The sequence below is a fragment of the Streptomyces sp. NPDC034043 genome (assembly GCF_055575675.1).
Genome location: NZ_JBVISF010000009.1, coordinates 113,048 through 135,478, shown reverse-complemented (window position 1 = coordinate 135,478; position 22,431 = coordinate 113,048). Strand labels below are relative to the sequence as shown.

19 protein-coding genes and 1 tRNA gene are annotated in these 22,431 nt (G+C 72.1%); 10 read left to right on the top strand and 10 right to left on the bottom strand.

Features of this window, described 5'->3' with window-relative positions:
• Nucleotide 1 precedes the first annotated feature (1 nt).
• The 6 genes from ACZ51S_RS22190 (at nt 2) to ACZ51S_RS22165 (ending at nt 8,560) form a co-directional block, all read left to right on the top strand.
• Nucleotides 2-1,801, top strand: a complete 1,800-nt coding sequence (locus ACZ51S_RS22190; protein WP_388939252.1) for an ABC-F family ATP-binding cassette domain-containing protein — start codon at nt 2-4, stop codon at nt 1,799-1,801.
• A 188-nt stretch (nt 1,802-1,989) separates the two neighbouring features.
• Entirely contained in the window at nt 1,990-3,627 is a 1,638-nt protein-coding gene (locus ACZ51S_RS22185; RefSeq protein ID WP_468961774.1) for a PQQ-binding-like beta-propeller repeat protein, read from the top strand.
• Between the two features lie 41 nt (nt 3,628-3,668).
• On the top strand, nt 3,669-5,333 hold the full coding sequence (locus tag ACZ51S_RS22180) for an outer membrane protein assembly factor BamB family protein (protein WP_468476645.1): 1,665 nt from the start codon (nt 3,669-3,671) through the stop codon (nt 5,331-5,333).
• Nucleotides 5,334-5,466: 133 nt separating this feature from the next.
• Nucleotides 5,467-6,177 (top strand): response regulator transcription factor, encoded by a 711-nt coding sequence (locus tag ACZ51S_RS22175; protein ID WP_388939565.1) that lies wholly within the window; start codon nt 5,467-5,469, stop codon nt 6,175-6,177.
• 189 nt (nt 6,178-6,366) lie between these two features.
• Nucleotides 6,367-7,326 carry a UDP-glucose 4-epimerase GalE gene (gene galE, locus ACZ51S_RS22170; RefSeq protein ID WP_468476644.1) on the top strand — a complete coding sequence of 320 codons (960 nt, stop codon included), beginning with the start codon at nt 6,367-6,369 and terminating at the stop codon, nt 7,324-7,326.
• Between the two features lie 460 nt (nt 7,327-7,786).
• Nucleotides 7,787-8,560 (top strand): LuxR C-terminal-related transcriptional regulator, encoded by a 774-nt coding sequence (locus ACZ51S_RS22165; RefSeq protein ID WP_468476643.1) that lies wholly within the window; start codon nt 7,787-7,789, stop codon nt 8,558-8,560.
• Here the strand turns inward: ACZ51S_RS22165 and ACZ51S_RS22160 are convergent.
• Nucleotides 8,519-9,016 (bottom strand): MarR family winged helix-turn-helix transcriptional regulator, encoded by a 498-nt coding sequence (locus ACZ51S_RS22160; RefSeq protein WP_125603002.1) that lies wholly within the window; start codon nt 9,014-9,016, stop codon nt 8,519-8,521. The genes ACZ51S_RS22165 and ACZ51S_RS22160 overlap by 42 nt on opposite strands.
• Before the next feature lie 146 nt (nt 9,017-9,162).
• Between ACZ51S_RS22160 and ACZ51S_RS22155 the strand changes: the two genes are divergently transcribed.
• Both ACZ51S_RS22155 and ACZ51S_RS22150 read left to right on the top strand, forming a co-directional pair.
• A complete protein-coding gene (locus ACZ51S_RS22155) occupies nt 9,163-10,020 on the top strand; it encodes a trans-aconitate 2-methyltransferase (RefSeq protein ID WP_468476642.1) in 858 nt (285 codons plus the stop codon).
• Complete coding sequence (locus ACZ51S_RS22150; protein WP_468476641.1) at nt 10,017-10,412, top strand: VOC family protein; 396 nt, start codon at nt 10,017-10,019, stop codon at nt 10,410-10,412. The genes ACZ51S_RS22155 and ACZ51S_RS22150 overlap by 4 nt, the downstream gene beginning before the upstream one ends.
• 171 nt (nt 10,413-10,583) lie before the next feature.
• Here the strand turns inward: ACZ51S_RS22150 and ACZ51S_RS22145 are convergent, their stop codons facing one another.
• Together ACZ51S_RS22145 and ACZ51S_RS22140 are read right to left on the bottom strand one after the other, a co-directional pair.
• Complete coding sequence (locus tag ACZ51S_RS22145) at nt 10,584-11,258, bottom strand: TetR family transcriptional regulator (RefSeq protein WP_468803611.1); 675 nt, start codon at nt 11,256-11,258, stop codon at nt 10,584-10,586.
• A complete protein-coding gene (locus ACZ51S_RS22140) occupies nt 11,255-12,226 on the bottom strand; it encodes an acyl-CoA desaturase (RefSeq protein WP_468476640.1) in 972 nt (323 codons plus the stop codon). The genes ACZ51S_RS22145 and ACZ51S_RS22140 overlap by 4 nt, the downstream gene beginning before the upstream one ends.
• Before the next feature lie 396 nt (nt 12,227-12,622).
• Here ACZ51S_RS22140 and ppc point away from each other — a divergent pair, with 396 nt between their 5' ends.
• Nucleotides 12,623-15,316 carry a phosphoenolpyruvate carboxylase gene (gene ppc / locus ACZ51S_RS22135; RefSeq protein WP_388939563.1) on the top strand — a complete coding sequence of 898 codons (2,694 nt, stop codon included), beginning with the start codon at nt 12,623-12,625 and terminating at the stop codon, nt 15,314-15,316.
• Nucleotides 15,317-15,408: 92 nt separating this feature from the next.
• Here the strand turns inward: ppc and pth are convergent, their stop codons facing one another.
• The 5 genes from pth to ACZ51S_RS22110 form a co-directional block, all read right to left on the bottom strand.
• Nucleotides 15,409-15,999, bottom strand: coding sequence for an aminoacyl-tRNA hydrolase (pth, locus tag ACZ51S_RS22130; protein ID WP_468961772.1), 591 nt, complete (start codon nt 15,997-15,999; stop codon nt 15,409-15,411).
• A gap of 99 nt (nt 16,000-16,098) precedes the next feature.
• Nucleotides 16,099-16,683, bottom strand: coding sequence for a 50S ribosomal protein L25/general stress protein Ctc (locus tag ACZ51S_RS22125; RefSeq protein WP_388939237.1), 585 nt, complete (start codon nt 16,681-16,683; stop codon nt 16,099-16,101).
• 198 nt (nt 16,684-16,881) lie between these two features.
• Entirely contained in the window at nt 16,882-17,859 is a 978-nt protein-coding gene (locus ACZ51S_RS22120) for a ribose-phosphate diphosphokinase (protein WP_361600702.1), read from the bottom strand.
• A 133-nt stretch (nt 17,860-17,992) separates the two neighbouring features.
• A complete protein-coding gene (gene glmU, locus ACZ51S_RS22115) occupies nt 17,993-19,441 on the bottom strand; it encodes a bifunctional UDP-N-acetylglucosamine diphosphorylase/glucosamine-1-phosphate N-acetyltransferase GlmU (RefSeq protein ID WP_468961770.1) in 1,449 nt (482 codons plus the stop codon).
• A gap of 108 nt (nt 19,442-19,549) precedes the next feature.
• A tRNA-Gln gene (locus tag ACZ51S_RS22110) sits at nt 19,550-19,621 on the bottom strand.
• Between the two features lie 240 nt (nt 19,622-19,861).
• Here ACZ51S_RS22110 and ACZ51S_RS22105 point away from each other — a divergent pair.
• A complete protein-coding gene (locus tag ACZ51S_RS22105; protein ID WP_468961768.1) occupies nt 19,862-21,115 on the top strand; it encodes a histidine kinase in 1,254 nt (417 codons plus the stop codon).
• A gap of 61 nt (nt 21,116-21,176) precedes the next feature.
• Here the strand turns inward: ACZ51S_RS22105 and ACZ51S_RS22100 are convergent, their stop codons facing one another.
• Complete coding sequence (locus ACZ51S_RS22100) at nt 21,177-21,686, bottom strand: SUKH-3 domain-containing protein (protein ID WP_388939233.1); 510 nt, start codon at nt 21,684-21,686, stop codon at nt 21,177-21,179.
• A gap of 5 nt (nt 21,687-21,691) precedes the next feature.
• Complete coding sequence (locus tag ACZ51S_RS22095) at nt 21,692-22,255, bottom strand: YwqJ-related putative deaminase (RefSeq protein WP_468476636.1); 564 nt, start codon at nt 22,253-22,255, stop codon at nt 21,692-21,694.
• Nucleotides 22,256-22,431 lie beyond the last annotated feature (176 nt).

The following is a 22,431-nucleotide window of genomic DNA, read 5'->3' as shown; positions in this document are numbered from 1 at the left end:
GATGGCCGTCAATCTGGTCAATGTCGAGGCAGTCAGCAAGGTGTACGGCACCCGTACCCTGCTCGACGGCATCTCCCTCGGCGTGTCCGAGGGAGACCGGATCGGCGTCGTCGGCCGCAACGGCGACGGCAAGACCACCCTCATCCGGATGCTGGCCAAGCTGGAGGAGCCCGACTCCGGCCGGGTCACCCAGAACAGCGGCCTGCAGATGGGCGTGCTCACCCAGCACGACTCCCTCGACCCGTCCGCCACCGTCCGGCACGAGATCATCGGCGACATGGCCGACCACGAGTGGGCCGGCAACGCCAAGATCCGCGACGTCCTCACCGGTCTCTTCGGCGGCCTCGACCTGCCCGGCTTCGGCCAGGGCCTCGACACCGTCATCGGTCCGCTCTCCGGCGGCGAGCGCCGCCGCATCGCGCTCGCCAAGCTGCTCATCGCCGACCAGGACCTCCTCGTCCTCGACGAGCCCACCAACCACCTCGACGTCGAGGGCATCTCCTGGCTGGCCGGCCACCTCCAGGCCCGCCGCTCCGCCCTCGTCTGCGTCACCCACGACCGCTGGTTCCTCGACCAGGTCTGCACCCGCATGTGGGACGTGCAGCGCGGTTCCGTCTACGAGTACGAGGGCGGCTACAGCGACTACGTCTTCGCCCGCGCCGAGCGCGACCGGATCGCCGCCACCGAGGAGGCCAAGCGGCAGAACCTGATGCGCAAGGAGCTGGCCTGGCTGCGCCGCGGCGCCCCCGCCCGGACCTCCAAGCCGCGCTACCGCATCGAGGCCGCCAACGAGCTGATCGCCGACGTGCCGCCGCCGCGCGACAAGTCCGAGCTGATGAAGTTCGCCAACGCCCGCCTCGGCAAGACGGTCTTCGACCTGGAGGACGTCACCGTCCAGGCCGGTCCCAAGACCCTGCTCAAGCACCTCACCTGGCACCTGGGCCCGGGCGACCGCGTCGGCCTGGTCGGCGTCAACGGCGCCGGCAAGACCTCCCTGCTGCGGGCCCTGGCCGAGGCCGCCCGCACCCAGGGCGAGGTGCAGCCCGCCGAGGGCTCCGTGACGGTCGGCAAGACGGTGCGCCTGGCCTACCTCTCCCAGGAGGTCGGCGAGCTCGACCCGTCGCTGCGCGTCCTGGAGGCCGTCCAGCGCGTCCGCGACCGCGTCGACCTCGGCAAGGGCCGCGAGATGACGGCGGGGCAGCTGTGCGAGCAGTTCGGGTTCACCAAGGAGAAGCAGTGGACGCCGGTCGGCGACCTCTCCGGCGGCGAGCGGCGCCGGCTGCAGATCCTGCGCCTGCTGATGGACGAGCCGAACGTCCTCTTCCTCGACGAGCCCACCAACGACCTCGACATCGAGACCCTCACCCAGCTGGAGGACCTCCTCGACGGCTGGCCGGGCTCGATGATCGTGATCTCCCACGACCGGTTCTTCATCGAGCGCACCACCGACACGGTGATGGCCCTGCTCGGCGACGCGAGCCTGCGGATGCTGCCGCGCGGCCTGGACGAGTACCTGGAGCGCCGCCGACGGATGATCGAGGCCGCCGCCCCGGCGCCGGCCCCGGCCGCCGCCGTCAAGTCGACGGCCTCGGGCGACTCGCGCGCCGCGAAGAAGGAGCTCCAGAAGATCGAGCGCCAGCTCAACAAGATGTCGGACCGCGAGACGAGCCTGCACGCGCAGATCGCCGAGCACTCCACCGACTACGACAAGGTCGCCAAGCTCGACGCGGAGCTGCGGGAACTGATCTCCGAGCGCGACGACTTGGAGATGCGCTGGCTGGAACTGGCCGAAGAGGCCTGAGTCCGGCGCCGCCCCGCGGCCCCCGGAAAACGCCGGCCGGACGGATAACGGCCGTGTCACGGGCCGGTCCTCCCTTGGGAACAGGGGTGCGACCGGCCCGTTGAGTGTCGGCCACGGGTGATAGAAAGGGTCGGTTCTTCGTCGGTCTCCGGACCGCCCCCACCGCCCGAACCCGAAGGTATGCGCTGATGACCGAGCCGCCCCAGCCGCCGAACCAGCCGCCGTCCCCTTCCGGTTACGGTCACCTGCCCGGGCCGCCGCAGCAGGGCTACGGCTACCCGCCGCAGGGCGCCAACCCGTACGCGCAACAGCCGCCGACGGTGCCGCAGCCGCTCGTCCAGCACGGCGGGTACGGCTTCCCGCCCGGGCCGGGCATGCCCCCCGGCCCGCCGGCGCCGGGCGGACCGGTCCGGCGCAAGGGCGCGGTCATCGTCGCGGCGGCGGTCGCGGGTGTCCTCGTACTGGGCACCGGCGCCTACTTCGCCTTCCTGAGCGGTGACGACGGCCCCAAGACGCCCGTCGCGCAGGGCTCGACGCCCGCCGACCCCAAGCCCTCGGGCTCCCCGTCCGTGGACAAGGGCGACGGCAGCGGCAACGGAGGCGCGGACCAGACCGACCTCAACGCGGGCCGCAAGCCCGGCGAGGACAAGGTCATGTGGTTCAAGACGGCCAAGCTCACCGGTCCCGGGGCCGGCATCCCGACGCAGGGGCAGTGGGTCGTGGGTGACACCGTCGTCAAGACGATCGACAAGTCCGTCGTGGGCTATGCCGTCACCGACGGCAAGGAGAAGTGGAAGATCGACGTCCGCGCCGAGATCTGCGGGCTCACCGACCAGACCACCGCCGACGGCAAGACCGTCATCGTCGTCAAGGACGGCGGCGGATCCAACGCCGACTGCAACCAGATGAAACTGATCGACCTCAAGGCGGGCAAGGAGGGCTGGACGAAGCCGGTCGACAAGGAGAACCTCTTCGACGGCGGCGGCGTCGACGTCGGGCTGGCCCTCACCGGCGACACCGTCGCCGTGAACCGGATGGCCGCCACCAGCGCCTACCGCGTCAGCACCGGCGAGAAGCTCTTCTCCGGCAGCGGCCCCGAGGGCTGCCAGCCCAGCCAGTACGCCGCCGGCAACGGCAAGATGCTCGGCATCGCCCTGTGCATGGACGCCGACAAGACCATCGAGGTGCAGGACGCCGACCCGGTCACCGGCAAGAAGACCTGGTCCTACCGGCTGCCCAAGGGCTGGCGCGTCACCGGCGTGTACTCCGTCTCCCCGATCGTCCTCGACATCGGCAACCGCGAGACCAAGGAGCGGGCCGTCATCGCCCTGACCCCGGACGGCAAGAAGCGCTCCAGCATGGCCGCCGAGGGGAACTTCCAGGTCAACTGCGGCGCCGGCAGCAGCGACAACCTCCAGGGCTGCGGCGCCTCCGCCGTGGACGGCGACACGCTCTACCTGAACACGCTGACGGACAAGGGCACCAACAACGAGGTCGTCGCCTTCGACCTCGCGACCGGCAAGGCCAAGTGGCGCCGCGCCGCCGGGGACCAGCGCGTGTTCCACCCGCTCAAGGCGGCGAACGGACAGCTGACCGTCTACCGCGCCGGCCTGCGCGACGAGCCCGGCGAGATCCTCTCCATGCCCGCCGCCGGCGGCGAGCCCAAGACGCTGCTGCGCATGCCGTCCGGCCCCGCAGCGAAGGTCGAGGGATCCTTCCTCTCCAACGGGCGGCGGGCCTTCGAGGACGGCCGGTTCGTCACCTCCGCCGCCTCGCTGACCGGCAACGGCCAGGACGAGAGGCTCCTGATGGTCTTCGGCAAGTGAACGAGTCCACCGAGCGCCCCACCGAGAGGCAGTAGCAAGCGATGAGTACCCCGCCGCCCCCCAGCCAGCCGCCCTCCGGCGGTTTCGGCGGCCCCCCGCCGCCGCCCGGCCCCCCGCAGCCCCCGGCCCAGCCGCCCACGGTCCCGGCCCCCCAGGCCGGCTACGGCTACCCGCAGCCCCAGGCCCAGCCCGGCTACGGCCACCCGCAGCAGCCGAACACGCTCCAGGCCCCGGCCCAGCCGCAGTACGCCGCCCCCGGCGGCGGGAACAACGACAAGCGCAACCAGCTGGCGATCGTCGGCGCGGCCGTACTGGCCATGGCCCTCATCATCGGCGGCGGCTTCTGGTACGTCTCCGGCGACGACGGCGGAGCCCAGCCCACCGCGAACGGCGCCAGCGGCTCGCCCGAGGGCGACAAGGGCGGCCCCGCGGGCACCCCCGGCAGCGAGAAGGTCCCCTCCAACCCCAAGTCGAAGACGCTGGTCAACGTCCCCAGCCCGACCCCGCCCGACGTGGTCTCCGTCGACGGCTCCTGGCTGACCGACACCGTCTACGCCAAGTCCGACGTGGCCAAGGTCGTCGGCTACAACCTGGTCGACGGCGGCAAGAAGTGGGAACTGCCGCTGCCCGCCAACGTCTGCGGCGCCACCAAGCACATCAGCGACAACAAGACCGCCATCCTCTTCGAGGAGGGCCTGGCGACCAACGAGAAGAAGTACCCCCAGTGCACCCAGGTCGGCGTCCTCGACCTGAACACCGGCAAGCTCCTCTGGTCCGCCACCGCCAAGTCCGCCACCGGCGGCGACAAGCCGGTCGCCTTCAGCGAGGTCACCATCAGCGGCCAGACCGTCGCCGCGGGCGGCCTGTACGGCGGCGCCGCCTGGAACCTCGCCGACGGCAAGTCCCTGTGGACCCCGAAGACCGACGGCGAAGGCTGCTACGACCTCGGCTACGCCGGCGGCGAGGCCCTCGCAGCCCTGCGCAAGTGCGGCCGGGGCTCCAGCCCGACCCTGTACGCGCAGGCCCTCGACCCCGCCACCGGCGCGCCGAAGTACCAGTACAAGCTGTCCGCGGGCATCGAGTGGGCCGGCATCATCTCCACCAAGCCGCTCATCGTCGCCGCCAACGTCGGCAACACCGCCAAGAACGCCACCAACGTCAGCGACCTCTTCGTCGTCGACGACGCGGGCCAGCTCAAGACCCGTATCGGCCTCGCCGGCGGCAGCTACGCCCCCAGGTGCCCCGCCACCGAGGTCGAGCAGTGTTCGAGCATGGTCGTCGGCAACGGCAAGGTCTACCTGCCGTCGTACGAGCACCAGGGCTCGGCCTCCGTCGGCCGGACCAACGAGATCGTCTCCTTCGACCTGGAGACCGGCAAGGCCACCAGCGACCGCGCCGACGCGGGCGAGCGGTACACCATGTTCCCGCTGCGCATGGACGGGTCGAACATCATCGCCTACAAGGTGCCCCCGTACGACGGAGGCGGCCAGGTCGTCAGCATCGACGGCAAGACGATGAAGGAGACCCTGCTGATGCAGAACCCTGTCGAGAAGGCGAGCCAGCGCATGGAGACCGGCTTCTCGAAGGACCACTCCGAGTACCGCTACCACAACGGGCGCCTGTTCATCTCCCGTACCACGGTGCGCAAGCCGTACTCGGAGAAGTCCACGCCCGAGTACCTCTTCGTCTCCTTCGCGGCGAACTGACGCCGGGCCACGCCCCACGCCGAAAGCCCCCGGACGGTACCCACCGATCGGGGGCTTTCGCACGGTAACCGGCACGCCCCGTCGAACAAGCGTGTAGCTTGCCGGGTCAGATGGATCTGGGGTGGGAGCCTTGATGGGCGTACGGGTCGTGGTGGTCGACGAGCACCGGCTGCTGGCCGAGGCGCTCGCCTCGGCCCTGAAACTGCGCGGGCACCGCGTGCTCGCGGCGGCGGCACCGGCGGCCGGCGCCGCCGAGCTGGTCATCGGCCGCGCCCCGGAGGTGTGCCTGTTCGGCACCGCCACCCCGGCGGAGCCCGGCGTCTTCGAGCCGGTGGTGCGGATCAAGCGCGAGCGCCCGCAGATCGCCGTGGTGGTCCTGGGGCCCGTCCCGAGCCCGCGCGGGATAGCCGCCGCCTTCGCCGCCGGGGCCTCCGGGTACGTCCGCCAGGACGAGCGCATCGAAGGCGTCGAGCGGGCCCTGGCGAAGGCCCGGTCCGGGGAGGTCGCGATCGCCCCGCAGCTGCTCCAGGGCGCCTTCGCGGAGCTCCTCAACCCCGCTGCGCAGCCCGACGACGAGGCCGGCCGGCTGCTGCGGCTGCTGACCCCGCGCGAGGCCGAGGTACTGGTCCGGGTCGCGGAGGGCGAGGACACCCGGCTCATCGCCGCCGGCATGGCCATCGCGCCGAGCACGGCCCGTACCCACGTGCAGCGGGTCCTGATGAAGCTCGGCGTGGGATCGAGGCTGGAGGCCGCCGCGCTGGCCGCCCGTACCGGGCTGCTGGACCGGGCCGCGCTGCCCGCGCGGCAGCGGCCGCAGGGGCCCGGGGAGCCGTCCGAGGGCTGAGCCCCGCCGCGTGGGGGCGTCCGCCCGGCCCCGGGGGGCCACCCCTGCCCGCCCGGCCGGACGCGGGCCGGTCCCGGCCGTCCGGGTACGGTGTTCGAACGGCCGCGATTTCCCCGGAAGCGCGGAATCCGGTAAGCCAGTCACCAGGGCACGCGCATCCGCGTGCTTCCGCGAGATGTAGGAGTGCGAGTGAGCAAGTACCTGGTCACCGGCGGTGCCGGATACGTGGGCAGCGTCGTGGCCGCCCATCTGCTGGAGGCCGGACACGAGGTGGCCATCCTCGACAACCTCTCCACCGGCTTCGCCGAGGGCGTCCCCGCCGGCGCCACCCTGATCAACGGCCGGATCCAGGACGCCGCCGACCACCTGGACTCCTCCTACGACGCGGTGCTGCACTTCGCGGCCTCCTCGCAGGTCGGCGAGTCCGTCGTGAACCCCGGCAAGTACTGGGACAACAACGTCGGCGGCACCCTCGCCCTGCTGACCGCGATGCGCGAGGCCGGGGTGCGCCGGCTCGTCTTCTCCTCCACCGCCGCCACCTACGGGGAGCCGTCCGGCGGGGTGCTGACGGAGACCTCGGTGACCGCGCCGACCAACCCGTACGGGGCCTCGAAGCTGGCCGTCGACCACATGATCGCGGGGGAGTGCGCGGCGCACGGCCTCGCGGCGGTCTCGCTGCGCTACTTCAACGTGGCCGGCGCCTACCGGGAGTTCGGAGAGCGCCACGACCCCGAGACGCACCTGATCCCGCTGGTGCTCCAGGTCGCCCTCGGCGAGCGCGAGGCCATCTCGGTGTTCGGCGACGACTACCCGACCCCCGACGGGACCTGCGTCCGCGACTACATCCACGTCGCCGACCTGGCGGAGGCCCACCTGTCCGCGCTGCGCGTCGCGGCCGAGGGCGAGCACCTGGTGTGCAACCTCGGCAACGGCAGCGGCTTCTCGGTCCGCGAGGTGATCGAGACGGTCCGCAAGGTCACCGGCCGGGAAATCCCCGAGGTGGTCGCTCCGCGCCGCGCCGGAGACCCCGCGGTCCTCGTCGCCTCCGCCCGCACGGCGCACGAGCGCCTCGGCTGGACCCCCACCCGCTCGGACCTCACCAACATCGTGACCGACGCCTGGAACTTCGCCCGCGAGCAGCGCTCCTGACGCTCCGGCTCCTTCCGTGCGCCCCCCACAGCCCGACGGCTTGGGGGGCGCACGCGTAAGGGCCGGGCGCGGGCCGCAGGCGCCGCGCGCGGGCGCCCGGCGTGCGTACGCCGGGTGAAATGCACCCCGTGCAACTGCCCGCGGCACGCGCCCGTCGGGAATCCGCCTCCCCAGCCCTCCGGACAGACGAAAACAAGCCACCGAGAAGGCCGTCGCGGACCTCCCCGCCGGAAATCGGGGCGAAAAACTTCTGCTATTCGGCCAACCGCGAGACGCCGCCCCCTCTACGCTGATGCGAGACACCGGTGGGGGCCGGTGTTGTTTCAGGGGTCGAGACGCGCCGGGTACGGCGTTCGGTCCGGGGTAGTGCACAGATGTCGCGGCGGCGGCCGCGGGCTTGTGGCCCACCCGGCCGGGCGCCGTACCCGTAGTCGTCCGTTCCCCGACCCTTGGGGGTTTTGTGGTTCGTATCCGGGTCCTGGTGGTCGATGGCCACCGCATCTTCGCCGAGTCTCTGGCGGCCGCGCTCGCGGCCGAGCCGGACGTGGACGTGTCCGCGGCCGGCAGCGGTCCGGCGGCCTCGCGCTGCCTCGAGCGCGCGGTGGCCGAAGGCCGGCGCTACGACGTGCTCCTCGTCGACGCCGACCTCGGCGCCGGCGCGGCCGCGCCGCAGGCCGTTCCGGGCCAGCGGGAAGCGGGCTCCGGCCCGGCCCCGCCGGCCGACGGGATCGCCCTCGTCGCCGGGGTACGGGGCGCGCACCCCGGCGTGCGCACCGTGGTCCTCGCCGAACGCGACGATCCGCGCCGGGCCGCGCTCGCCCTGCAGGCGGGGGCGTCGGGGTGGGTGGCGAAGGACTGCTCGCTCCAGCGCCTGCTGGCCGTGATCCGCGGGGTGCTGCGCGAGGAGACCCACCTGCCGCCCGCGCTGCTCACCGGGGTGCTGCGGGAGCTGACGGCCGCCCGCAAGCACCGTACGGACAGCGAGCGGCTCGTGGAGTCCCTCACCCCGCGCGAGCACGAGGTGCTGCGCTGCATGGTGGCGGGCCTGGGCCGCAAGGACGTGGCCGCGCGGCTGTTCCTGTCCCCGCACACCGTGCGCACCCACATGCAGAACGTGCTGGGCAAGCTCGGGGTCCACTCCACCCTGGCCGCCGTGGCGCTGGCCCGGCGGGCCGGCGTACGTCCCGCGGAGCTAGCCGGGGATGTTGTCGAACGGAGCGGTCAACTGGCGTAGCAGCCCTGCGAGCTCGCCCCGCTGCGTCGTGGAGAGCTGGGCCAGGATGGCGCGTTCCTGGGCCAGCAGTCCCGCCAGGGACTGGTCGGCGCGGTCGCGCCCTTCGGGGGTCAGCCGGACCAGCACTCCGCGCCGGTCGCTGGGGTCGGGAAGCCGCTCGACGAGGCCCTTCTTGGCGAGCCGGTCGATGCGGTTGGTCATGGTGCCGGAGGTGACGAGCGTCTGCGTCAGCAACTGTCCGGGGGAGAGCTGGTAGGGCGCGCCCGCACGCCGCAGCGAGGTGAGCACGTCGAACTCCCACGGTTCCAGGCCGTGCTCGGAGAAGGCGAGCCTGCGGGCCCGGTCGAGGTGGCGCGCGAGCCGGCTGACGCGGCTGAGCACTTCGAGCGGTTCCACGTCGAGGTCAGGGCGCTCTCGCCGCCATGCCGCGACCAGTCGGTCGACCTCGTCCTCCATGCCGATCAGTGTACGGGGTCTGTCGACGTGAAGTCTCTTCGGATCAAGAATCTTGACATCGAGATATATTCCGGCCGAGCATGGGGCATGGACGTGGCCGGAACGGCTTCCGCTTCCGATCGCCCCACGAGTAGGGAGGCTCGAACATGCATTCCGATATCGCGCGGGCCGTGCGCGCCCACACCCGCGACGGCTCCGCACCCGTCTGGGACCCCCAGCAGTACCTCCACCACGCCGGGCACCGCACGCGCCCTTTCCTCGACCTGATGAACCGCATACCCGAGCTCCCCTCCAGCGCCCCCCGCATCGCCGACCTCGGCTGCGGCCCCGGCAACGTCACCGCCCTCCTCGCCGACCGCTGGCCCGAGGCCCGTATCACCGGTTTCGACCTTTCCCCGCAGATGCTCCAGCGTGCCTCCGCCGACTACGCCGGCCCCACCCCCGGCGGCGGCCGTATCGACTTCCGCCCCGCCGACCTCGCGGACTGGATGCCCGAGGAGACCTACGACCTGATCGTGTCCAACGCGGCCCTCCAGTGGGTGCCCAGCCACCCCGGCTCCTTCGCCGCCTGGATCAACGGTCTGCGCCCCGGCGGCACCTTCGCCTTCCAGATCCCGGGCAACTTCACCGCCCCCAGCCACCGGCTGCTCGCCGAACTGTGCGACACCCCGCGCTGGCACGACCGCCTCGCCGGGCTCGGGGCGCGCTACATCCACCTGCTCGAACCCGCCGAGTACCTCGCCCGGTTCACCGAGCTGGGCTGCGCCGTCGACGTCTGGGAGACCACGTACTCCCAGCTCCTCCAGGGCACCGACCCCGTCCTCGCCTGGGTCAAGGGCACCGCGCTGCGGCCCGTCCTCACCGCCCTCGGCGACGACCGGGAGGCCGTCGACCGCTTCCTCGCCGAATACCGCGAGATCCTGCGCGCCGCCTACCCGCCGGGCCCCCGGGGCACCGTCTTCCCGTTCCGCCGGATCTTCGCCGTCGCCCACAAGGAGGCATGACCGTGCTGACCGCCGTCGACCACGTGCAGCTCGCCGCCCCGCCCGGATCCGAGGACACGCTGCGCGCGTACTGCCAAGACGTCCTCGGCATGCGGGAGATCTCCAAACCGCCCGTCCTCGCCGCGCGCGGGGGCTGCTGGTTCGCGGCCGGAGGCGTACGGCCGCACCTCGGCGTGGAGGACGACTTCCGGCCCGCCCGCAAGGCCCACCCGGGGCTGAGGGTGACCGGGATCGAGGAGTACGCGGACAGATTCCGCGAACGCGGCGCCGACGTCGTCCGGGACGACAACCTGCCGGGCCACCGCCGCTTCTACTCCCACGACCCGGTCGGCAACCGGCTGGAGTTCCTGGAACCGCACGCCCCCGGGGCCGACGGGCCGCCGGCGGGCTGACGACCGCCGGGGCCGCCGGCCGACCCGGACCCGCACGGCCGGCACCGCCCCGCACGGCACGGGTCGGCACCGCCCCGCACGGCCGGGTACCCGTACGACGCCACGACGCGACGGCGCCCCGTCACCGGAACGTCCGGTGACGGGGCGCCGTCGCACGTCGTTCGTACGCGCTCAGCTCTTGCGGTGCCCCACCAGCCGCGGCTTCGCCTCCAGGTTCTCCAGCCCGTGCCAGGCCAGGTTCACCAGGTGCGCCGCCACCTCGGGCTTCTTGGGCCGCCGCGTCTCCAGCCACCACTGGCCCGTCAGCGCCACCATCCCGACCAGCGCCTGCGCGTACAGCGGGGCCAGCTTCGGATCGAAGCCCCGGGCCTTGAACTCCAGCCCCAGGATGTCCTCCACCTGAGTGGCGATGTCACTGATCAGCGACGCGAAGGTGCCCGTCGACTGCGCCACGGGCGAATCCCGCACCAGGATCCGGAAACCGTCCGTGTAGTTCTCGATGTAGTCCAGCAGCGCGAACGCCGCCTGCTCCAGCAGCTCCCGCGGATGCCCGGCCGTCAGCGCGCTCGTCACCCCGTCCAGCAGCTGGCGCATCTCGCGGTCCACGACGACCGCGTACAGCCCCTCCTTGCCCCCGAAGTGCTCGTACACCACCGGCTTGGACACCCCGGCCTTGGCCGCGATCTCCTCCACCGACGTGCCCTCGAAGCCCTTCGCGGCGAACAGGGTGCGGCCGATGTCCAGCAGTTGCTGACGCCGCTCGGCGCCCGTCATCCGGACCCGGCGGCCCCGCCTGGGTTTGTCGCTGCTGGAACTGCTGCCGTCGATCGCCACGTCCCCCATCATGCCGGGTTCGGCGTCTCTTCCTTGCGCCGGGCGTCGATCCTCGCCCCGGACGGCCACCGCACGTCGGAGGCCCACCCCAGCAGCTCGAACCAGCGGATCAGCCGCGCGCTGGAATCCACCTGACCGCGCAGCACGCCGTGCCGCGCCGACGTCGGGTCGGCGTGGTGCAGGTTGTGCCAGGACTCCCCGCACGACAGCACAGCAAGCCACCACACGTTGCCCGAGCGGTCCCGCGACTTGAACGGCCGCTTGCCCACCGCGTGACAGATCGAGTTGATCGACCACGTCACGTGGTGCAGCAGCGCCACGCGCACCAGCGAACCCCAGAAGAACGCCGTGAAGGCGCCCCACCAGGACATCGTCACCAGACCGCCCACCAGCGGCGGGATCGCCAGCGACACCACCGTCCAGAGGACGAAGTCGCGGCTGATCCGCCGGATCGCCGGGTCCTTCACCAGGTCGGGGGCGTACTTCTGCTGATCGGTCTGCTCCTCGTCGAACAGCCAGCCGATGTGCGCCCACCACAGGCCCTTCATCAGGGCCGGCACCGTCTCGCCGAACCGCCACGGAGAATGCGGGTCGCCCTCGTGGTCGGAGTACTTGTGGTGCTTGCGGTGATCGGCCACCCACCGCACCAGCGGCCCCTCCACCGCCATGGAGCCCATGACGGCCAGCGCGATCCGCAGCGGCCGCTTCGCCTTGAAGGAGCCGTGCGTGAAGTACCGGTGGAAGCCGATGGTGATGCCGTGGCACGCCAGGAAGTACATGAACACCATCAGGCCCAGGTCGAGCCACGTCACCCCCCAGCCCCAGGCCAGCGGCACCGCCGCCAGCAGCGCCAGGAACGGCACGGTGATGAAGAGAAGCAGTGCGATCTGCTCCGCGGAGCGCTTCCGTTCGCCACCGCGCGTCGCGGAGGGCGCGGAAGGCGACGAGGAGTCCTCGATCAGTTCCGGGCTGAGGGTCATGGGGTCCCCTGGGGGGTGAGAAGGCGGCCGGCGCGGCGCGCGCCTGACCTACGGAGCCGTAACCTACGGCAACGTAAGTATGGCAAATACGGCGCGCCCGGCAACAGGACCCGCGCGACGGGCCCCCGGCCTGCCCAAAGGGCGGGCACCCTGCCCGGGCACGGGGACGGGACACCTATCCTGGTGTCGTCGGACAGCGCGGTCCGCACGGGCAGCCCGGGCTGCGCAGCACGACCGGCATGGCCGCGCACCCCCGGGAGCCCACAGCCCAGTAGCGCTCGAACACTGCAAGGAGCCGCACCTGTGAGCAGTGCTGACCAGGCCGCCCAGGCCCCCGTCACCCAGCCCGCCGATCCCGCCGCCGCGACACGGACGGCGGAGACGGCGAACGCGGAGCTGCGCGCGGACATCCGCCGCCTCGGCGACCTCCTCGGCGAGACCCTCGTCCGCCAGGAGGGCCGGGAACTCCTCGACCTCGTCGAACGGGTCCGCGCCCTGACGCGCACCGACGGCGAGGCCGCGGCGGCCCTCCTCGGCGACACGGACCTGGAGACCGCCGCCAAGCTGGTGCGCGCCTTCTCCACCTACTTCCACCTCGCCAACGTCACCGAGCAGGTGCACCGCGGCAAGGAGCTGCGCGCCCACCGCGCCGCCGAGGGCGGGCTCCTCGCCCGCACCGCCGACATGCTCAAGGACGCCGACCCCGAGCACCTGCGCGAGACGGTCAAGAACCTCAACGTCCGCCCCGTCTTCACCGCCCACCCCACCGAGGCCGCCCGCCGCAGCGTGCTGAACAAGCTCCGCCGCATCGCCGCCCTCCTGGAGGAGCCCGTCACCGGCGCCGGCGACCGCCGCCGCCACGACCTGCGGCTCGCCGAGAACATCGACCTCGTCTGGCAGACCGACGAGCTGCGCGTCGTGCGCCCGGAGCCCGCGGACGAGGCCCGCAACGCCATCTACTACCTCGACGAGCTCCACGCCGGCGCCGTCGGCGACGTCCTCGAGGACCTCGCCGCCGAGCTCCAGCGCGTCGGCGTCGAGCTGCCCGCCGGCACCCGCCCGCTCACCTTCGGCACCTGGATCGGCGGCGACCGCGACGGCAACCCCAACGTCACCCCCGACGTCACCCGCGACGTGCTGATCCTCCAGCACGAGCACGGCATCACCGACGCCCTCGAACTCGTCGACTTCCTGCGCGGACTCCTCTCCAACTCCATCCGCTACACCGGAGCCACCGAGGAACTCCTCACCTCCCTCCAGGCCGACCTGGAACGCCTCCCCGAGATCAGCCCCCGCTACAAGCGGCTGAACGCCGAGGAGCCGTACCGCCTCAAGGCCACCTGCATCCGCCAGAAGCTCCTCAACACCCGCGAGCGCCTCGCCAAGGGCATCCCCCACGAGGAAGGCCGCGACTACCTCGGCACCGCCGAGCTCCTCGCCGACCTCACCCTCATCCAGACCTCCCTGCGCGAACACCGCGGCGCCCTCTTCGCCGACGGCCGCATGGACCGCACCATCCGCACCCTGGCCGCCTTCGGCCTCCAGCTCGCCACCATGGACGTACGCGAGCACGCGGACGCCCACCACCACGCCCTCGGACAGCTCTTCGACCGCCTCGGCGAGGAGTCCTGGCGCTACGCCGACATGCCGCGCGACTACCGGCAGAAGCTCCTCGCCAAGGAACTGCGCTCCCGCCGCCCCCTCGCGCCCACCCCGGCCCCCCTGGACGCGGCGGGACAGAAGACCCTCGGCGTCTTCACCGCCATCAAGGACGCCTTCGAGAAGTTCGGCCCCGAGGTCATCGAGTCCTACATCATCTCGATGTGCCAGGGCGCCGACGACGTCTTCGCCGCCGCCGTCCTCGCCCGTGAGGCGGGCCTCCTCGACCTCCACGCCGGCTGGGCCAAGATCGGCATCGTTCCGCTGCTGGAGACCACCGACGAGCTGCGCGCCGCCGACGTCATCCTCGACGAGATGCTCGCCGACCCCTCCTACCGGCGCCTGGTCTCCCTGCGCGGCGACGTCCAGGAGGTCATGCTCGGCTACTCCGACTCCAGCAAGTTCGGCGGCATCACCACCAGCCAGTGGGAGATCCACCGCGCCCAGCGCCGGCTGCGCGACGTGGCCCACCGCCACGGCGTCCGCCTGCGCCTCTTCCACGGCCGCGGCGGCACCGTCGGCCGCGGCGGCGGCCCCTCGCACGACGCGATCCTCGCCCAGCCCTGGGGCACCCTGGAGGGCGAGATCAAGGTCACCGAGCAGGGCGAGGTCATCTCCGACAAGTACCTCGTCCCGTCCCTGGCCCGCGAGAACCTGGAGCTGACCGTCGCGGCCACCCTCCAGGCCTCCGCCCTCCACACGGCCCCCCGCCAGTCCGACGACGCCCTCGCCCGCTGGGACGCGGCCATGGACATCGTCTCGGACGCCGCCCACGGCGCCTACCGCGCACTCGTCGAGGACCCCGACCTGCCCGCGTACTTCTTCGCGGCCACCCCCGTCGACCAGCTCGCCGACCTCCACCTGGGCTCCCGGCCCTCCCGCCGCCCCGACTCCGGCGCCGGCCTCGACGGCCTGCGCGCCATCCCGTGGGTCTTCGGCTGGACCCAGTCCCGCCAGATCGTCCCCGGCTGGTACGGCGTCGGCTCCGGCCTCAAGGCCCTGCGCGAAGCCGGGCAGGACACCGTCCTCACCGAGATGGGCGAGCGCTGGCACTTCTTCCGCAACTTCCTGTCCAACGTCGAGATGACGCTGGCCAAGACCGACCTGCGGATCGCCCGCCACTACGTGGACACCCTCGTCCCGGACGAGCTCAAGCACGTCTTCGACCGCATCGAGGCCGAGCACGAACTCACCGTCCGCGAGGTCCTGCGCATCACGGGCGGGGAGAAGCTCCTGGACTCCCAGCCCGTCCTCCAGCAGACCTTCGCCGTCCGCGACGCCTACCTGGACCCCATCTCCTACCTCCAGGTCTCCCTGCTGGCCCGCCAGCGCCAGGCCGCGGCCCGGGGCGAGGAGCCCGACCCGCTGCTCGCCCGCGCCCTGCTGCTCACCGTCAACGGCGTCGCCGCCGGCCTGCGCAACACCGGCTGACCGGCCCCGTACGCACAGGAAGCCCCCGCCGGAACCGGCGGGGGCTTCCTGCGCGTCACGGGAAGGCAGGGGGAGACCAGGAGTCCGGCAGCTCAGGAGTTGTAGGCCGACTGGGCGCGCTCCAGGCCCTCCTGGACCAGGCACTCCACCGCGTCCGCCGACCGGTCCACGAACCAGTCCAGCTCCTTGCGCTCCGTCGACGAGAAGTCCTTCAGCACGAAGTCCGCGACCTGCATCCGGCCCGGCGGGCGCCCGATGCCGCACCGCACCCGGTGGTAGTCCGCACCCATCGCCTTCGTCATCGACTTCAGCCCGTTGTGGCCGTTGTCCCCGCCGCCCAGCTTCAGCCGCAGCGTCGCGTAGTCGATGTCCAGCTCGTCGTGGACCGCCACGATCCGCTCCAGCGGAACCTTGTAGAAGTCCCGCAGTGCCATCACCGGTCCACCGGACAGGTTCATGAACGACATCGGCTTCGCGATCACCACCCGCCGGTTCAGCGGTCCCGGCGGACCCATCCGGCCCTCGACCACCTGCGCCCGCGCCTTGTGCGCCTTGAACTTCCCGCCGATCCGCTCCGCCAGCAGGTCCGCCACCATGAAACCGATGTTGTGGCGGTTGCCGGCGTACTCCGCCCCCGGGTTACCGAGACCGACGATCAGCCACGGCGCCGCGTCGTCCGACATCAAAAACTCCTTAAGCCCGTGAACGAGAACGACCGCCGTCCCGCTCCAGTGGAGCCGGACGGCGGTCGGTCAGCAACTGCTGAGGGGGTGGGGCGAGACTCAGGCCTCGGTGCCCTCGGCGGCCTCGGCGGCCGGCTCCTCGGCCTGCGGGGAGACGACCTGCAGGACGGCGGTCTCACCGTCGACGGCCAGCGTGGTGCCGGCCGGCAGGACCAGGTCCTTGGCGTGGATGGCGGCACCGGCCTCGAGGCCCTCGATGGAGACGGTGACCTCGGTCGGGATGTGGGTGGCCTCGGCCTCGACCGTGATGGTCGACAGCAGGGTCTCCAGCAGGTTGCCGCCGGGGGCGAGGTCGCCCTCGGTCACCACGGCGACCTCGACCGTGACCTTCTCGCCCTTCTGGACGATCAGGAAGTCGACGTGCTGGATGTTGCGGCGCAGCGGGTGACGCTGGACGGCCTTGGGGATGACCAGCTCGGTGCCGGCACCCTCGATGTCCAGGGAGAGCAGCGCGTTCGGGGTCTTCAGCGCCATCATCAGCGCGTGGGCCTCGACGCCGACGTGCTGCGGGGCGGTGCCGTGGCCGTAGATGACGCCCGGGGTCAGGGCGTCACGACGGGACTGGCGGGCAGAGCCCTTGCCGAAGGTGTCGCGGAGCTTCGCGGAAAGCTTGATCTCGGACATGTTCACTCCTCGTGGGGTGACGAAAACGGACAGAGGTCACCCGGCCGAAACGGCCTGCTACGAAGAGCGCGTCGATAACGGAGCGTCCGTACCGGAAAACGGGTACGGCCTCCCTCGCCGAGCAACTCATCGAGTGTACCCGGCGGGGAGGCCGTGCCCAAAAGGATCTAGCGGGAGGTCAGAGCGGGACCCTCAGGCCTACTGCTGCTCCTCGAACAGGCTGGTCACCGAGCCGTCCTCGAAGACCTCGCGCACCGCGCGCGCCACCATCGGGGCGATCGACAGGACCGTGATCTTGTCGAGCTCCAGGTCCGAGGGGTCCGGCAGCGTGTTGGTGAAGATGAACTCGCTCACCTTCGAGTTCTTCAGGCGGTCGGCGGCCGGACCCGACAGGATGCCGTGCGTCGCCGTCACGATGACGTCCTCCGCGCCGTGCGCGAAGAGCGCCTCGGCCGCGGCGCAGATCGTGCCACCGGTGTCGATCATGTCGTCGACCAGCACGCAGACACGGCCCTTGACCTCGCCGACGACCTCGTGGACGGTCACCTGGTTGGCGACGTCCTTGTCGCGGCGCTTGTGCACGATCGCCAGCGGCGCGTCCAGGCGGTCGCACCAGCGGTCGGCCACGCGCACGCGGCCGGCGTCCGGGGAGACGATCGTCAGCTTGGTGCGGTCCACCTTGGCGCCCACGTAGTCCGCGAGGACCGGCAGGGCCGACAGGTGGTCCACGGGGCCGTCGAAGAAGCCCTGGATCTGGTCGGTGTGCAGATCCACCGTCAGGATCCGGTCCGCGCCCGCGGTCTTCAGCAGGTCCGCGACCAGGCGCGCCGAGATCGGCTCGCGCCCCTTGTGCTTCTTGTCCTGGCGGGCGTACCCGTAGGACGGGATGATCACGGTGATGGAGCGTGCCGACGCGCGCTTCAGCGCGTCGATCATGATCAGCTGCTCCATGATCCACTTGTTGATCGGAGCCGTGTGGCTCTGGATCAGGAAGCAGTCCGCGCCACGAGCAGACTCCTGGAAACGGACGTAGATCTCGCCGTTCGCGAAGTCGAAAGCCTTGGTCGGCACGAGGCCGACACCGAGCTGGTGTGCGACCTCCTCGGCCAGCTCGGGGTGGGCGCGGCCGGAGAAGAGCATCAGCTTCTTCTCGCCGGTCGTCTTGATCCCGGTCACAGCACTGTCTCCTCAGACGTGTGAAAGCTGCTCGCCCCCGTGTGCGTCCGTCCCGCACACGGTGAGCCAGCCGAATTGCGTGCACCTATCACGGTACGCCGTCCCGGGCGTACCTGTTTCCGGTCAGTTCACCTCAATGGCTGCCGGAGTCCTTCTCCGCCGACGACTGCGCGGCGCTCGCGGCCGCGCTGCCGGGACGCTTGCGGGCCACCCAACCCTCGATATTCCGCTGCTGGCCACGGGCCACGGCCAGCGCGCCGGGCGGCACGTCCTTCGTGATCACCGAGCCGGCGGCCGTGTAGGCGCCGTCCCCGATGGTGACGGGAGCCACAAACATGTTGTCCGAACCCGTCTTGCAGTGTGAGCCCACCGTGGTGTGGTGCTTGTGCTCGCCGTCGTAGTTGACGAACACGCTCGCCGCGCCGATGTTCGTGTACTCGCCGATGGTCGCGTCACCCACGTACGAGAGGTGCGGCACCTTCGTGCCCTCGCCGATCGTCGCGTTCTTCATCTCCACGTACGTACCGGCCTTCGCCTTCCGGCCGAGATCCGTACCCGGCCGCAGGTACGCGAACGGGCCGACCGTCGCCCCGTCGCCGATCACCGCGCCGTCGGCCACCGTGTTGTCGACCCGCGCGCCCGCGCCCACGCGGGTGTCCTTCAGGCGGGTGTTCGGGCCGACCTCGGCCCCCTCGCCGATGTGCGTCGTGCCGAGCAGCTGCGTACCCGGGTGGATCAGGGCGTCCTGCCCGAACGTCACCGTCACGTCCACGAACGTGCCGGCCGGGTCCACGACCGTCACGCCCGCGAGCATCGCCCGCTCCAGCAGACGGGCGTTCAGCAGCGCCCGCGCCTCGGCCAGCTGCACCCGGTTGTTGATCCCGAGGATCTGGCGGTGGTCGCTGCCGACCGCCGCGCCGACCCGGTGCCCCGCCTCGCGCTGGATGCCGAGCACGTCGGTGAGGTACTCCTCGCCCTGGCTGTTGTCGGTGCGGACCTTGCCGAGGGCGTCCGCGAGGAGCGCGCCGTCGAAGGCGAAGACCCCGGAGTTGATCTCCCTGATCGCGCGCTGCGCGTCGGTGGCGTCCTTGTGCTCGACGATCGCCGTCACGGCGCCGGTGGCCGGGTCGCGGACGATGCGGCCGTAGCCGGTGGAGTCGGGGACCTCGGCGGTGAGCACGGTGACGGCGTTGCCGTCGGCCTCGTGCGTGGCCGCGAGGGTGCGCAGCGTCTCGCCGGTGAGCAGGGGGGTGTCGCCGCAGACGACGATGACGGTCCCGTCGACCGCTCCGCCGAGCTCCTCGAGGGCCATGCGGACGGCGTGGCCGGTGCCGTTCTGCTCGTACTGGACGGCGGTGCGGACGCCGGCGTCGATGCCGGCCAGGTGCGCGGCGACCTGCTCGCGGGCGTGACCCACGACGACCACGAGGTGGGTCGGGTCCAGTTCGCGGGAGGCCGCGACCACGTGACCGACGAGCGAGCGCCCGCAGATCTCGTGCAGAACCTTGGGTGTGGCCGACTTCATGCGGGTGCCCTCACCCGCTGCGAGTACGACGACGGCTGCCGGGCGGGTTGCGCTCACGGGTGGGCCCTTCGGCTTCGGGGGTGGACCCGTGAAGGATAGCGGGGGGTCACGGCCCGGAAACGAGGCCGGGTCCCGACCGCTGGGCCGGGACCCGTACGTGATGTGCTCCCCTGCCAGGACTCGAACCCGGTCTTAAGGTACCAAAAACCTCAGTGCTGCCGATTACACCACAGGGGACAGCCAACCAACTCAAACCGGACATTCGATCTTCCCGGTTCGGGTGGGACGCCCCTACTATGCCGCACCGGGCCCCCTCGACGCGACGGTGGATACCGGCGCTTCGGCCGTCGTAAATCACCCAGCAGCCTCGGCAGTTCCTCCCCGTGCTCCTGCGGCGATTCTTCCGGGTGGTCCGGGGGCCGCGCTTCTTGATTTCCGACCGGCGGCGTGCTGCGGCCGCTGCGTACGCTGGACCGCATGACCAGTACGGGGGAAGAGCGCGAGGGGACGGGCCGGGACGGGCCCTGGTGGTGGAAGCGGCGGCGGGCGGCCGTGCTCGACGTGGGGCTGGGGGTGGCGTCGGCCGTCGAATGCGCCTTCGAGGGGGTGCCCACGGCCCGCGAGGCCGGGGTGCCGATGTGGGCCGGGGTGCTGTTCGGGGCGCTGGCGGGATCCGCGCTGGTGCTGCGCAGGCGCTGGCCGATCGCGGTGGTGCTGGTCGGGATCGCCGTCACGCCGGCCACGATGGGCTTCCTGCTGGGCGTGGTGGGGCTGTACACGCTGGCCGCCTGCGAGGTGCCCCGGCGGATCCTCGCGACGCTGGCCGCGATGTCGCTGGCCGGGACGTTCGTGGTGACGTACGTGCAGACGCGCCGGGACGTGGAGGCCGACGGCACGCTCGTGATCGTGCTGTCCGTGTTCATGGCGGTGGCGCTGACCGTGCCGCCGGTCCTGCTCGGGCTGTACGTCGGGGCGCGGCGGCGGTTGATGGAGAGCCTGCAGGAGCGGGCGGACTCGCTGGAGCGGGAGCTGTCGCTGCTGGCGGACCGGGCCGAGGAGCGGGCCGAGTGGGCGCGCCAGGAGGAGCGGACGCGCATCGCGCGGGAGATGCACGACGTGGTGGCGCACCGGGTGTCGCTGATGGTCGTGCACGCGGCGGCGCTCCAGGCGGTGGCCGCGAAGGATCCGGTGAAGGCGGCGCGCAACGCGGCGCTGGTGGGTGACATGGGGCGCCAGGCGTTGACGGAGCTGCGGGAGATGCTCGGGGTGCTGCGGGCTCCGGAGAAGCAGCGGCCGGTGTCCGAGCCGCGGCCGGTGCTGCCGGCGGGCGGTGCGGAGGAGGGGCCGTCGCTGGGGGAACTGGAGGCGCTGGTGGGGCAGTCCCGGGCGGCCGGGATGGTGGTGGAGGTCGAGGTGCGGGGCGAGAGGAGCGGTTATCGGCCCGAGGTGGAGCAGACGGCCTACCGGGTGGTGCAGGAGGCGCTGACCAACTGCCACAAGCACGCTCCGGGCGCGCGGGTCGTCGTACGGCTGGCGCACCGGGAGGGCGAGGTCGCGATGCAGGTGGAGAACGGGCCGTGCGAGGGGGAGGCGCGGAGCGCCGATCTGCCCAGCGGGGGGAACGGGCTGATCGGCATGCGGGAACGGGTGCTGGGGCTGGGCGGGGTGTTCGTGTCCGGGCCGACGGACGGGGGCGGGTTCAGGGTGTCGGCGGTGCTGCCGGCCCGGTAGGGGGGCCGGCGGATCAGGCCGGGACCCGGGCGCGGCGGACGGCGCCCGGCGGCCGGGGCCGTCAGCCGGTGGTGAGGCGGGCGGGCTGGAGGCCGGTGAGCAGGAGGGTGAGGGCCTCGTCGAGTCCGGCGCCGAGGTACCAGTCACCGGTGTGGTCGATGAGGTAGACGCGGCCCTCGCGGTCGATGGCGAGGTGGGAGCCGCCGTCGGTGCCGGCGCCGAGCGGGCACAGCTCGGTGGACAGGGCGCGTCCGAGGTCGGCGAAGGTACGGGCGAGGTGGAGGCCGGTCAGCGGGTCCACGTGCACGGGTGTGGGCGCTATCTGCCGGCCGGGGCCCGGGGCGGTGAGGGTGAGGCCGCCGAACTCGGCCCAGGCCTCGACGGCGGCGGGGAAGACGGTGTGCCGGTGGCCGGCCGGGGTGGTGTGGTCGCGCAGGGAGTCGGCCCAGTACTCGGCCTGCTTGATGTCCCAGCGGCCCGGTTCCCATCCGGCGGTGCGCAGGGCGGAGTCCACGGGGCCGGGGAACCGGGTGGCCGAGGAGCGGTCGTAGGAGGCGGAGGACGCGGTCATGGCGGCTACTCGGGGTGGGTGAGGTCGACGGGGCGTACGCCGAAGTGGCTGAGGAGTGCGTCGCAGGAGCGGCAGGGCGGTGCGTAGGTGCCGTGGAGGGGGTCGCCGTCCTCGCGGATGCGGCGGGCGGTGATGCGGGCGTGCTTGAGGGAGCGGCGGGCTTCGCTCGCCGAGAGGGGCTTGCGGGAGGCGCGCTTGCTGCGGGCCCCCTCGACGGCGGCGAGGTGGCGGGAGAGCAGGATGGCCTCGGGGCAGCGGCCGGTGAAGCGTTCCCGCTGGCCGCTGGTGAGGGTGTCGAGGAAGTCCTGGACGAGGGGGTGGAGGGCGGGCGGCCGCTCGCCCTTGGCGGCGGTGCCCGTGAGGGTTTCCCCGCGGACGGAGAGCGCGGCGGCGACGGTGGGCAGGATGCCGTCGCGGCGGAAGCGGAGCACGGGCGGGGTGTGGGTGCCGCCCGCGCTGCTCCAGCGCAGCCGGGGATCGCCGACGGGGCCGGCCCCGGCCGGCTGCGGGCGGCCGGTGCGGGCCACCGCGTTTTGTGCGGTCGCGGTCTGTGTGGTCGCGGTCTGCATGGTTGCTCTTCCCTCCCGTGGCGGCGGTGCTGGTCGCTGTCGCGCACGCCCCCGTGCTGCGGGACAGCCTGTCAAATGTCACCTGTCGCACGGAAGCGGGGTCGAATATTCGTATCAATTCGGATGTTCCCGCCCCCGGGGCGCGTGCGGGGCTCGGGGGCGGGTGAGGGTCTTGC